Origin of the sequence: Bacillus badius NBRC 15713, assembly GCF_001591605.1 — a bacterium.
GTDB lineage: Bacteria > Bacillota > Bacilli > Bacillales > Domibacillaceae > Pseudobacillus > Pseudobacillus badius.
In genome coordinates this window covers 1-11,698 of record NZ_BCVF01000062.1, presented here as the reverse complement: position 1 = coordinate 11,698, position 11,698 = coordinate 1, and the positions used below count along the sequence as shown (strand labels likewise).

Here is an 11,698-nt window from a genome sequence, read left to right as displayed (position 1 = left end):
TCTGAAATCCCCCCTTATTTAACAAGGGAGGATTGAAGCAGGGGCTGTCTAATAGAGTCATCATGTTAACTAGATCATTTATTTGAATCTATTGTTTATTTTTTTAAACTCCTCACTGTCAATGTCTGGCGGCTCATCCTCGTCTTTTTTTAATCTCCAACCAATAAACCCAGTAACCAATGCAAATATGAGCGTTCCTTGCCACTCAATTTCAATATTTATCATGAAATTATCGATTACTTCAATCAGTAAAAAGGTCAGAGTGGTATTCAAAATAAATAATGCCCACCCTTTACTCGTTTGGAGTATGCCAACAGATTTTAAAGCTTTTGGAATAGCATCTGTAATAAAGGCCAGGGGGATTTCAAGGAATAAATATAAAGCAAAGAACAATACTACATCCCATAATGAATGATATTGGAAGCCTATTATTCTTAAAAAGATATATTCAAAAAAAGCAATAAAGAGTAATATGACCAGAACGATAGAAATAGAAATACCGGCAGTCTTAAATTTATTGATATAAATTGCCTCCTTCAAATGATTTTTCTATATGGTTAAATAAGACAGGGAATGGTTCTTCCGGATTTTTAATTAAACTTTATACACAGAACCTAAAAAAGCTTCCCCGCTTAATTTTATTTATTTATCCTTATTAAGGAACGGTAGGCATTCACTTTTCCCGCTCCAAAATAGTTGTCTCTGCCAGGCTTGCCAATGTCAAAACTTCCTTTCTCTAGATATTTAATCACTTTGTTCACAGAAGGATTCTTGCCTGTTCGTTCTGTATGCTCTGAAATCATAAGGGCTGCCGCAGCGCTGACTTGTGGTACTGCATAACTCGTGCCTTCAGTTAATGTGTATCCTTGAGGAATTCCAAGGGATTGATCTAAAGGTGTATTCATTTGATGAATGGGAAAAGTGGTGATGATCATTTCATTTGCACGCTCAGCTCCATCATGGTCAAGAAGGGAGCCGCCAGGTGCGGAGAAATCCACTTCTTTACCAAAGTTTGAATAATAGGCTAGGGTATTGTCCTTTGTATTACTGGAAACTGTTATGGCATCTTGTAATCCGCCAGGTAAATGCTTAAATTTAAATTCTTTTAATTCATCCAGATCAAATCCATCATTCCCGGCAGAGGCTATCACAACAGAGCCTTTTCTTTTTGCGTATTTTACAGCTTTTTTATAGGCTTTGATCAATAACTTATCTTCTTTTTCTGATTTGATCAAATAAGTACCGACACTTAAGTTAATGACATCATTGCCATCATTAGCTGCATCGATAATAGCATTAATCACCCATAATGATTTTCCTTCTGTACTTCCAACTACTTTATAAGGAATGATTTTTGTCTGCGGAGCAATATTTGATAAAATTCCGGCAATACTGGTGCCATGGCCTAACTCATCAGTCACGTCCATATGACCTGCACTATAATTTTTAGCTAATGTTAGATCAATATTTTCTTTTATTAAAGGGTGTTTTATATCTATTCCACTATCTATTAAAGCAATGGTCGAGTGTTCCCCTTTATCAATAGATAAACTCCTGTAATTACTTGTTACATCCTTTAAATACCAATTAAAAGATGTAAAGTTTTCGGAACTTAGTGGCGGATATGTGTTTTTAGCATGAACCTTGTTAGAATTTTGAAAGTCGTTGAGTGTGGATCTCTGTGCTGCCTTTAGAATTTTATTGGATGAAACAGTCCCTTCGTAAGGTGGAATTAAATTAGGCAGCTCTCCTTGGCTATCTACATAGGACGCGATTTTATGTTGGACTTTGCTTACATCGATATGTTTAGGGTTTTCGACAGACACTAATCCAATTTCTTCAATGGCTGTTGCGGTGAGGGATGGGGAGTGTTTTTTAATTATCTTTAAAACTTCTATAGTTTGTTCCGGGTTTTTTAATAAATATGTATAGTTTTCTTGAACATTATTTCTTTCTGCTGTATCCGTATTGTTTGAGTCAGCAGAACTGGAAACTGGAAATAGGGCTAATGTGAAACCAATACTCAGAAAGATGATCAGATATTTTTTACGTAAATGCATTTTCTTCCTCCTATACAAGTTTAATTTTCCAAACAGCAATGATTATAGCATGCAAATATATAGAAAAATGAGATGTATTGTAAAAATTGGATAAAGATTTCTCGAAAGGAATAAAAACCAAATTGAAAAGTGAAGTTTTTGATGTTTTGTTAAAATTTTTTGTTTTATGTAAATTTTTTGTTTAATTACCCAATTTATCCAAATGATATGATACCGTATAAATTGTGAACAAGATTCACGAATGGTTAAAAAATTAGAAGAAAGAGGGATCATTGATGAAAGCTAAAAAAGCTCTGACATTGGCATTAAGTTCGTCACTTTTGTTTGGTGTTTTTGTTTCACCTGCTGCTGCTTCACCATCTGAAACCTATCAGCTAGATCAAACACAACATACATTAACAACGTCAAATAATGAGTTAGACAAAGCGATAAAAGCAGAAAAAGTGTCGCAGAAAGAGCTCACTCGATATAGCATTTATGTAAAAACCCAAGTAAAAGAAACAGGAGAAGTGACTCCTGAGTGGAAACTCGCAGCTGTCAAAAAGGCGGTTAAATTTATGGTTGATCATGCAGATACTATTCCTATTAAAGCGGTTCGTGATGCTGTAAAAAAATACGGCCCTAAGATCAATAACGCAATGGATACTCTTGAAACCTATTCATGGTGGGGGATAGCGAACGCCTTAACTAAAGCAGGGGTTCCAGACAAATACGCGGATATGATTGCCGATTTTATTGTCAAATACATTTTATAAAAACAGATTCACAGTATAATAGATTGATATCATCTATCGTTTTATGAATATACAATGGCCTGGGCATTTATCAAAGCCCAGGCTTTCCTCATTTTCCGAGCTATAATGACCAAGCTCTTTGTCTCACTCCAGTTAGGCGACCCATGCCCTATGAAAATTATCGTTTCGAAATCACCTGTAAATAAATTCTTTTTTGTTTGTATAGATACTTTTTGCTCTCTGTAAGAGCGGAGGCAGCTTAAACTTCATAATGAAATGGTTTGATAAGGCTGCAGCTCTTTAATGTGTGGGAATAGGGAAAATTCTGTAGCAAGTAAGCAAAGCGTTCAGGCCAATCATTATTTCCGATATTTCCCTTGTTTGGAAAAAACAAAAAGTGTAATATTACACTGTAAACGTTTATTCCAAATACAGGTCTCGTTGAAGGTGAATGTACATGTAGAGCATAGGTAGAGCGCTTTTCATCAGCAATAAAGAAAAATATATTACATGGAGATGAACACGAGGATGAATCTCAAAAAAACATTGATGGGCATGTTAATTTTATGCTTTGTTGTTATCCTATGCTATATGCTTTATCAGAGATTAATGTTTGGTGAAAGAACAGAACGTGAAGAATTATTAGAAGCTGTCGTTTGGAAACTCCAAGAAGAAGGCTACTCATCAAAGGATGTTGAAAGTATTACTATTAAATATGCTTACTTTAAAGGCGGTACTCGCCCTTATGATGCTTCCGTTGTCTTCAAAAAAGATACTGGGACGGCGATTCTATACGGATGGAAAACCCCTAAAAAGAAAGAAGTTGTTTATGTGGGAACTACATCTCCTTAAGAAGGCTGGTCTTTATAAAACGATAGATACTCCTGATTTTAAAAAAGATGAAGTGGTGTTGTTTAAGAACTATATGTCTGACTCCGTCTAAAAGCTATAGAATGAATAAGGGAACTCCAATATGCAGGAGTTCCCTTGTGTGGTTTTACACATTAGCCGGCTTGTTTAAACGAGCTGTTTATTTAAACAAGCCTTTGATAGTACTTATATCAGAATGATCAGCGATTTTATAATTATAATGCTTGCTGTCTTGAAAAGTAAAAACGGATACAAAACCAGAATCGTAATAAGTGATTCCGAGTCGCCTTTCACCGTTAGCAAAGATGGTTATCCAATAGGATTGAGAAAAATCTTTTACCTTATTGTATCTGTTTTTCTTTAGTGGAGTATGAAGTAAGTTGTTTGTTATTTTATTGATTTTATTAGGGTCTGTAACCGTCGTCTCTTCAGAAGTCAAAGGTTTATCCACCTCAATTGAAGTAATATTAGCGCTAGTTATCCCCTCATCTTTAAATAACTCTTGAAGAGAAGTAGACCTTTCATTATTTATAACAAAATAAAGACCGATAAGAATGGCTGCTATAAACAGGGCAATCCATAGCTTTCTCATGGCAGGCTCCTTCCTTTTGGGTTATTATTACAACTTTAACATAATTTATTTAAAAGAAGTTAGCTTACGGTTGTATTTTGAATTAAAGGTTGATGATGGGATAGAAGGCTTAAAAAAAGCCATAAAATAGATGGTTCTCACTACATTGGAGAAATCTTATCAATTTGAAAAGCATGAGAAAGACCATTGGTTCTTGCACGAAGCTACTCTAATATACAGCGTGGAATGATGAACGGTGAGCTGAAGTTTTCAGCCCCGCATTAAATGAAATAACTGGTCTGATGTGTGTCTGATATCAGCTATCCTTTTATGCCTTACATATTATTGGTTAAAAGAATAGATACTGAATGAGAAAGAATAAAGAGGTGATTCGAATGAAACTGTGTCCTGTATGTAATGCATTTAAGGAAATTGAATTATCCTGTCCAGAATGCCATTCCTCATTAGAAGACAAAGGAAAGGTGTCTGATTTTTTGGACCCATACGGTCATTACAATGATGAAGAAACGGTAAAAATGGGCGATGGTTATTCCGATACAGCGAAAAAGCAGATCTGTCCACATTTAATGTACTGCAATCATTGCGGGTATGATGCAGTAAAATTTATTCAAGAGGAATAGCGGTTACAGGCCGGGAGGAGGAAGGGCAGCCGCAAGTAAAGCGTTTTTCATTTAAAGAATTCTTACATTAAAATGAAGTGACTCAGCCATACTTTTAAAGAACGAAAATATTTAAAAGGAGGCTTTATGATGGGAAGAGACGATCATCAAACAAGCGGCAACAACTCAAGTTCTTTACCGCAGACACCAAAAAACTTAAAAATACCTCCAGGCAAAGTGGATGAAGAATTTTCCCGTGAGTTAAATGAATGGGATGATGCTAAAGCTGAACGGGAGCAAAAGAATCAGGAACGTTAAAATCAAAGAGCGATTCCTTTGATTATGAAAAACACCGACTAGTATGCGGTGTTTTTCATTTAATAAAAATAAGAAACAGGCTGTTTAAAAATATGGACCATTTTATTTAGAAAATAATGTTGATAGCAAAGATCCTTACGATAGGAACGGTCTATCCTGTTGTTTTTTTGTGGTTAAAATGTATATAATTGGGTATAAGGAACCGCTTTATATGTTTAAAACAAAGATAGAGAAGACTAGCTTGTAATCTTGCCTTTAAAGGAAAAGCGTGGCGCAGAATGAGGGGGTTCCAGGGAATTTAATTTTTGAGTGATTACTTGGACACCTATCTAAATGAAGAAAAACAGTGTTTATTATGGTTAATCTGGATGGTGCTGCGAGAAGTTAAGTTTAAGTGGGGGTAATAGCAGAAACCGAAGGAGATTGAGATGGATAAGAGAATTAAAGATTTAATTGATTTTACAAGAGAAAAGTATGGGTTAGTAGAATACTATCTACATACATGGAACATTCACCGCCATCCTACGGTTTTTAATGATACGGTGTATACGCTGAGTATGGAATGGTTTCCAAATTCCATGAAAAACTGGGATGATCAAGATCTTAATCCAGAAGGAACCGCTTCTATCGAGATAGATATCCATTCAAGAAAGGCCAGCAGTGTGATTTTTGTTGGAGGAATATCTTATGCTCATGAAAAGGCATTTGACTTAAGCCATAAGGAAAAAATCATCGAGTGGATCGAACAGGAAACAGGATTGACTTATGAAAAGGAGTTTGAGTTCTGGAAGGAAGAAGAAAGAGAGATCTATTTTAAGGCGTGTATCGATGGCATGGCCGTAGCTCCTTCTGGTTCTATTGAATTGAAGCTTGATCAGGATGGAAAGCTGATTTTATTTTCTGTTATCGGACAATTTCCTTCCCCCGCATTCATTATGGAAGCAACATATGAACTGTCATTTGAACAAATAGAGGGATTGGCAAAGGAACAGTTGAAGCTGATTGAATTTCCAGTTATGGAAGAAGAGAGACTCGTTCATGCTTTTGCAATCGAGGAGATTTATATAAAAAACGATTGTTTTTCCACGCTGCCTTTTGAACAGTTTGTATATGAGAAATCTCTCTTGCAAATAGATCAAGTGATTGAATGGGACCTTCAAATTCAGCAGCCTTTTCATAGGAAAGAATTAGCTTTCGTTGAACATATCACACCTGAGCAAGCCTTTCGTTGTGAAGCACATCCAGATTTGCAGCCGATCACAGGAGAAGAGATAAACCAATGTATCAGTGCCATACAACAGTTTTTTAGTCAAGAATATCCTAATGACTCAGGAAAATGGCTATTAAAGTCGCTGCATCGGGAGAAGGGATACATCCAGGCAGCATTCCAGATAAAGGAACAGAAAGAACGTGTATTTAAGCGGAAAATAAGGCTGTTCATTGACTCCAAGACTTATGAAGTGTTGAATTACATGGATAATAGGCCGTTTTTAGACATCTATCAAGATTTTAAAGAGTCGGATCAAATAAAGGTCGCCAAAGAGGAAGCATTTGAGAAACTAAAAGACTTCATTGAACTGACACTATGTTATGTATATGATTTTGAGCAAGGCAGCTATGTTTTATGTGGAAAGTTAGATTGTCACTATGCAGTCAAAGCTGATAGCGGGGAAGTGATTGAATTAAGCGACCTATAATATAAAATGATGGTTTATTTATACTTCTAAGCTCCATCAGGAGGCTAATGAATAAGGTGACATCTATCGCTATCCAAAAATCATGATCATGCATCAAGAATGGAGGCTTAATAGTGGATATTCACTTGGGTTTACTGGCATCCCTGATTTTAAACGTGGCCTTTTTAATTATAATTTTTGGACAATCTAAGAAAATCAATGTGTTAAGAGAAGAGAACAAGAAGTTAACTCCTATTGAACACAAGGAGGAGCTGATTGCCTTGGCAAGTGAGAAATTAAGAACTCTAGGTGACATCAAAACCATCAAGTATCTAAGAGAAGAAAAAGGAATGTCAATGATAGATGCTAAACAATTTGTGGATGCGTTAAAAAAATAATCTTTTTTAGGTTAATGGGTGTTTTAGCGCCATAGAATTTATTAACATAATCAAACAGCGAAACTCCCGCTGAAACCAATTTCTTCAGCGGAAGTTCTTTAGTTAGTGATTACCTCTTCGCCAAAGCCTTATCCATCTGTTCTTCATTCGCTTGAACTTCATGACTATCTGCATCAAGAATGCGTTGATACGTATACTTTGTGTTTTGCCAAAAATCCAAAGCGAAGAGAGCAATCGGCGTATTTTTTTGTCCTTGGTGATTGTAGTGAGTATTGACGACCTTAGCCTTAAAAAGATTCGTCAACATATACTCATCATTTTCTATATCTGCCAGATACTTACCGGTTTTATATTCATTCACGATGTGATTCTCAAACTCTGTGCGCTCGCTGCCACTAGCCTTATAACCTTGAGCATAAAAGCTGACTTCATTCAATTTTTCTGTTTTTGTTTTACTGGAAGCGGCTACCTCTTGGAGTTTCGATTGCCAATTTCCTTTTTCTTTGCTTACTGCCTCGTCAGCCTCATGATTGGACGTTTCTTCCCCAGCCTTCTCACTAACGGATACGTTTGTTTTATCATATTCTTTTATGCTGAAATAGGAAGTACACCCACCAATGACGAGTGATAATAAAATGAAGAGACCCAAACAGCCCAGGCAACTTTTTAATAAATTCTCCATTTGCATTCACCCTTTCTAAGTGTTGAAATGTGAAAAAGTTCCTCTCCTCTTCTATTTATTCTATAAAACGATTGGAGATTCTATATCCAGTAGTCGACAGGCAGTAACAAGGTGCTCGAAATCATTTCAGCATAATACGTCTATAGAACTTATTAAATACAATCATCCTTATCATTTAATATGTATATGTTAGGAGAACTGACAATGCCGTTGCTTGAAAACATCAAAAGAAATTTCAAGAAAAAAGAGTTAAAAGGGTTAGCATTAGATGCTTATTTCGTAAGCGAGAAATTGGCTGAAAGAACATTGGCCAATAAGGGCTTCGTATATGGTTATAAGAAAAAGAGAAGTGATGGCATCCCGACTGATAAATTTGCTACGTTGATGAACATTGGGGGTCCGACTTTAGTCTTGCATATTGGCGAAAGAGCTGATGGACAAGGTCTTGAGATGCAAGGGAAAGTAGACAAGCGGCTCGGGAAAGTTTATGAAAGAAGTGAGATGCAGATCAGGGAAAAGCCCCATGAAGTTTTCATTAGATTAGAGTGGGTTCATGACCTGATGGATATCAAAGAATTTATAGATGAGGTATACGAAAAAAGAAGATGATGAGGTGTATTCAGTTTTTCTTCTTTCCGCCGATAGAGGGTTGAAAAGGATCTTTCATCGGTTTAAAAGAACCAGATATTGATCGCCCTAGACTACAAATATCAAACAGATAAGAAATAGCAGCAACCCTAGCTTTTCGAAATTTTGGCTATAAAGAAGAATGCCTTCTGATACAAATAAATCAGCTTGTAGGCGTGAGGTAAGAAACTTAGGGGAATGAGAAGAAACAATTGTGCTTTTTGTTAGGATGATGAACGGAGGTGCAGGGTTGAGAAAAATAGTTTATTTGATAGTTGTTTCATGCTTGATTGCTTTAACAGGCTGCAGTCAAGAGGAGGATGCTACCCAGTGGTACGATACAAAGGAAAAAGCGATTCACTATGGATTAAAGCAAGAGGGGACAAACGAAACAGCGATTTTATCCATTGAGGATTTTAAAGGAGAGACTGTTGTCTTTTATGAGTTTGAGCGAGCATTAGGTGTTGCTAGCATAACCGAAAGTGAAGAAGGTTTTAGCTGGTATAGAAATAGAGCCTACAGCGGATTTGAAGGGGATAGCCCTTATTCAACCGTAGGTTTTGAGTTTGAAACTGAAACTGGATTAAATGTTCCTATACTAGCAGGTAAAGCCTCAGATATATCAATTGAAAAAATACAACTAAAAGGAGATGGACTAGAAAGAGACTTACGCATATTTGATACGTCCCGTTTATTTTTCTCTATTCATGAAGCCCCATTTTCCTTACTTGAAGTTATTCCAATAAAGGCAAATGAATAATCTGACACTGAACATTTAACATATAAGGTGTGTTTTTGAATTCAAAAACAGTACATTGTACGTATTATAGTTATTAGTATCCAATGAGTAACCAATCCGTTGTAACCATTTGCCAAATAGATAATGATAAGATAAACGATTAGCAATAGCTGTTAATAGGGGGAGCACATGAAATTTGTTGCAAGAGCATTTTGGATTTCGCTTATCTGTCTAATAGTAGAGATTTTAATCTGCGGTGTAATCGCTGGAACGGCAGAATACACAGGCAATAAGTACCAGGCAGATTTTTTCATCCAATTAGGAATTAATTTGGGAGTGTTTTTTACCTTGCTGTCCATGGTCACGGGAATTGCTTGGGTAATTATGAAAATAACGATGAGAAGAGTTTAAGGCTTGCGGTTGCAGGTCTTTTTTATACAAAGAAAAGGATAGAAGTTGTAAGGGGAGCTTACGGGAGGAGTTTCAAAAATAGACTGCAGCATAACGAGGAGACATTGAGTAGAGGGACAGAAGGTGAAAAGCGTATTTGAAGGGAAAAGTTCTCTGTCCTTGATGATTGACATGCGATTAAAAATGGAAGGTAGTACAATGAAAAACAAACTTATATTCAACAAATATTGCGATATTAATTTGAAAGATCCATTAAAATATATAGACGCTGATATAAATGGATGTGTTTATGTATTATATGAGTTAGACGATTTAAAATATAAAGTTGATTATTATCTAAATGAAGGCAAAAGAACATACTATTTTAGTTTGAATAAGGAAATCGACTTTTTTCAAATTATTCATGAACATTTCTTGTTTGTAAGTGATCTTTCAAAAGATGAGGAAGACAATGCCTTTTTGTATGACCAAAACGGTAAATGTAGCGAAACGGTCTATTGCTGGGGTGAACTAGATGTCGGCTTGGTGGATTGGATTTCCGTAGGAAAAGATGAAGCAGTAATTGGAACGGAAGAGGACATTTTTTGGATGCATTTACAAACAAGAGAACAGTGTAAAGTAACATTGTGTGATGAGAACAAACATCGGCTTAAGCTAGATCATATTTTTACATCAGGTGATAGGGTTTTCGGCCTTTCCAATGAAACAGTTTACGTTTCTAGCATTTCAGGAAAGTGAAAGAAGAATAAGAAGAGTATTCTAAACAACATTAAAGTGCTAACCCTAAAGAATAGGATCAGTGCGGCTGGCTTTAATAATTAAAAATAGGAGTGTAAAAATGAGCGGAACCATTCAGTTACCTACTATAATACGAAATTCAGCAATATCTCTTGAAGAGCTTGGAATAAAAGAGGTAGCTTGGAAATGGGAAGATGCGCAGGCTGTCATTCAATTTTTAAAGCAAAATGATCTTGCTATTCTTGGTGGTGATGTGTATAGGGTTGAGCATAATCAAAAAGAGCCAACATATGATAGCTGGTACATCGATAGAAAATCTGGCATGGCATGGAGTGACTATGTAGATGAATGTCAGAAAATAACAATGTCATACATCAATAATTATTACTTAAAGAACGGCGCTAATTATTGTTATTCACTTGTATATGCCAAAAAAGCGCTTATTAAAAAGATAAAACCATCTTGAATAAATTTATACTCTTTTCAGTTAGACGATAGTCAAATACATTTATAACCATGGAACTAGTACGACTGTGAATTCCGAATGGAGAAAATCTGTGCGTAGTTGTGTTGATTTAGAGGATGGCGCTATATTACTGAGGAGCGAAAAAATGGATAAGAAAAACTTTAAAGAAAGTATTCACCAATCCTTGTTAATGCAGGGTTTTAAAAAACAAAGAAAGTTTTTTATTAAGGAAGGAGTGGATACACTTGTAGTAATTGATTTACAGAAATCTAATTTCTCAAATAGCTATTACATTAATTATGGGTTTATCATAATGCAACTCCATGATAACAATAAAAATGTAAACTTGGGTAATACTGATATTAAGTTACGAATGAGAGCATTCATTGAGGATAAATCAATGCCGGAATTTGATTTGGACAATGATAAACTAACCGAAGAGATTTTAAAATTCTCCTTGGAAAAAGAATATAAAGAGAATATAGAGCCATCGCTAGATACGAAGGGATTAAGAAATCTATTCATTAAATACTCTGGTTTAGAAAACTCTGTGTCCCCTGAAGTTCGCGGGATTCTAAATATAGGATAAGATAAAAATAGTTTATCTAGCAGGCTTAGTGAATAGGCGATCAGAAAAATTTAGAGGAACATACCATGCTCGAATGGTAAAGAAGAAACAAGAACCTTCACGGATAGTTGTAATGATGAAATCGAAAATGTGAATTTTATGAAGTTTAAACTTTTGATATGGGTTTTATTTCTTCCTTTGTTCTTATTTTTCCTTGTAA

The 11,698-nt window shown here is 35.6% G+C and carries 16 protein-coding genes; 12 read left to right on the top strand and 4 right to left on the bottom strand.

What is annotated here, in order from left to right; translation table 11 throughout:
• Nucleotides 1–78 precede the first annotated feature (78 nt).
• The gene (locus tag BBA02S_RS18710; RefSeq protein WP_052475104.1) at nt 79–540 is read right to left on the bottom strand and encodes a YrvL family regulatory protein; all 462 of its coding nucleotides are present in this window, start codon (nt 538–540) and stop codon (nt 79–81) included.
• A 98-nt stretch (nt 541–638) separates the two neighbouring features.
• On the bottom strand, nt 639–2,060 hold the full coding sequence (locus BBA02S_RS18705; RefSeq protein ID WP_052477259.1) for a S8 family serine peptidase: 1,422 nt from the start codon (nt 2,058–2,060) through the stop codon (nt 639–641).
• Nucleotides 2,061–2,335: 275 nt separating this feature from the next.
• On the opposite strand from BBA02S_RS18705, the gene BBA02S_RS18700 reads away from it, so the two are divergent.
• Together BBA02S_RS18700 and BBA02S_RS18695 are read left to right on the top strand one after the other, a co-directional pair.
• Nucleotides 2,336–2,815 carry a hypothetical protein gene (locus BBA02S_RS18700; RefSeq protein WP_041096586.1) on the top strand — a complete coding sequence of 160 codons (480 nt, stop codon included), beginning with the start codon at nt 2,336–2,338 and terminating at the stop codon, nt 2,813–2,815.
• A 507-nt stretch (nt 2,816–3,322) separates the two neighbouring features.
• The gene (locus BBA02S_RS18695; protein ID WP_041113379.1) at nt 3,323–3,646 is read left to right on the top strand and encodes a DUF3139 domain-containing protein; all 324 of its coding nucleotides are present in this window, start codon (nt 3,323–3,325) and stop codon (nt 3,644–3,646) included.
• 178 nt (nt 3,647–3,824) lie between these two features.
• On the opposite strand, the gene BBA02S_RS18690 is transcribed toward BBA02S_RS18695, so the two are convergent.
• Nucleotides 3,825–4,256, bottom strand: coding sequence for a DUF5301 domain-containing protein (locus BBA02S_RS18690; protein ID WP_041113380.1), 432 nt, complete (start codon nt 4,254–4,256; stop codon nt 3,825–3,827).
• A gap of 374 nt (nt 4,257–4,630) precedes the next feature.
• On the opposite strand from BBA02S_RS18690, the gene BBA02S_RS18685 reads away from it, so the two are divergent.
• From BBA02S_RS18685 to BBA02S_RS18675, 4 genes are all read left to right on the top strand, one after another.
• Complete coding sequence (locus tag BBA02S_RS18685) at nt 4,631–4,876, top strand: hypothetical protein (protein ID WP_041096580.1); 246 nt, start codon at nt 4,631–4,633, stop codon at nt 4,874–4,876.
• Between the two features lie 126 nt (nt 4,877–5,002).
• Complete coding sequence (locus BBA02S_RS20860) at nt 5,003–5,173, top strand: YfhD family protein (RefSeq protein ID WP_231557151.1); 171 nt, start codon at nt 5,003–5,005, stop codon at nt 5,171–5,173.
• 428 nt (nt 5,174–5,601) lie between these two features.
• Nucleotides 5,602–6,870 (top strand): hypothetical protein, encoded by a 1,269-nt coding sequence (locus tag BBA02S_RS18680; RefSeq protein WP_041113381.1) that lies wholly within the window; start codon nt 5,602–5,604, stop codon nt 6,868–6,870.
• A 113-nt stretch (nt 6,871–6,983) separates the two neighbouring features.
• Nucleotides 6,984–7,247 carry a hypothetical protein gene (locus tag BBA02S_RS18675; protein ID WP_041096576.1) on the top strand — a complete coding sequence of 88 codons (264 nt, stop codon included), beginning with the start codon at nt 6,984–6,986 and terminating at the stop codon, nt 7,245–7,247.
• A 109-nt stretch (nt 7,248–7,356) separates the two neighbouring features.
• On the opposite strand, the gene BBA02S_RS18670 is transcribed toward BBA02S_RS18675, so the two are convergent.
• Nucleotides 7,357–7,929, bottom strand: a complete 573-nt coding sequence (locus BBA02S_RS18670) for a hypothetical protein (protein WP_052475102.1) — start codon at nt 7,927–7,929, stop codon at nt 7,357–7,359.
• Nucleotides 7,930–8,133: 204 nt separating this feature from the next.
• On the opposite strand from BBA02S_RS18670, the gene BBA02S_RS18665 reads away from it, so the two are divergent.
• From BBA02S_RS18665 to BBA02S_RS18640, 6 genes are all read left to right on the top strand, one after another.
• Nucleotides 8,134–8,538 carry a hypothetical protein gene (locus BBA02S_RS18665; RefSeq protein ID WP_041113382.1) on the top strand — a complete coding sequence of 135 codons (405 nt, stop codon included), beginning with the start codon at nt 8,134–8,136 and terminating at the stop codon, nt 8,536–8,538.
• Between the two features lie 268 nt (nt 8,539–8,806).
• Nucleotides 8,807–9,316, top strand: coding sequence for a hypothetical protein (locus BBA02S_RS18660; RefSeq protein WP_156136590.1), 510 nt, complete (start codon nt 8,807–8,809; stop codon nt 9,314–9,316).
• 168 nt (nt 9,317–9,484) lie between these two features.
• The gene (locus tag BBA02S_RS18655; protein ID WP_041113383.1) at nt 9,485–9,706 is read left to right on the top strand and encodes a hypothetical protein; all 222 of its coding nucleotides are present in this window, start codon (nt 9,485–9,487) and stop codon (nt 9,704–9,706) included.
• A 123-nt stretch (nt 9,707–9,829) separates the two neighbouring features.
• Nucleotides 9,830–10,444, top strand: a complete 615-nt coding sequence (locus BBA02S_RS18650; protein ID WP_041113384.1) for a hypothetical protein — start codon at nt 9,830–9,832, stop codon at nt 10,442–10,444.
• A 100-nt stretch (nt 10,445–10,544) separates the two neighbouring features.
• The gene (gene imm40, locus BBA02S_RS18645; protein WP_041113385.1) at nt 10,545–10,910 is read left to right on the top strand and encodes an Imm40 family immunity protein; all 366 of its coding nucleotides are present in this window, start codon (nt 10,545–10,547) and stop codon (nt 10,908–10,910) included.
• A gap of 145 nt (nt 10,911–11,055) precedes the next feature.
• Nucleotides 11,056–11,499 (top strand): DUF4304 domain-containing protein, encoded by a 444-nt coding sequence (locus BBA02S_RS18640; protein ID WP_052477260.1) that lies wholly within the window; start codon nt 11,056–11,058, stop codon nt 11,497–11,499.
• Nucleotides 11,500–11,698: the final 199 nt, after the last annotated feature.